1 pseudogene is annotated in these 428 nt (G+C 35.3%); it reads right to left on the bottom strand.

What is annotated here, in order from left to right:
• Positions 1-428, bottom strand: a pseudogene (locus P20652_RS21530) (phage integrase N-terminal SAM-like domain-containing protein); the annotation flags it as partial.

Here is a 428-nt window from a genome sequence, read left to right as displayed (position 1 = left end):
GCGTTACAATACGATGTTTATTTCCTTTGCCATTCCATACTTGAATACATTTATAATCAAAATCAATATCTTTTACTCTTAATTGCACCGCTTCCATTACTCTTAAACCACTTCCATACATAAGGGCCGCAACTAAATAATAACGCTTATTTAAATGTGTCATCAACACTTTAACTTCTTCAGGGGTCATCACGACAGGGAGCTTTGCTTGTTTTTTACTACGGGCAAAATTTAAATTTAATGAAAGTTCGTTTTTATTATATGTTTGTATAAAAATGACAATGAATTGAGTGCAGTGGCTTGCGTACGTGGTGCGACGTTTTGATTTAACACTAAATGTTCTAAGTAGCGCTCGACTTCATTGTCTCCCATTGAGGCGGGATGGCGTTTATTATGAAAATGGATATAAGATGCAATCCATCTTAGGT

This window comes from Pseudoalteromonas sp. BSi20652 (assembly GCF_000239855.1).
In the GTDB taxonomy this organism is placed as follows: Bacteria; Pseudomonadota; Gammaproteobacteria; order Enterobacterales; family Alteromonadaceae; genus Pseudoalteromonas.
This window is presented reverse-complemented; position numbering and strand designations above follow the sequence as displayed.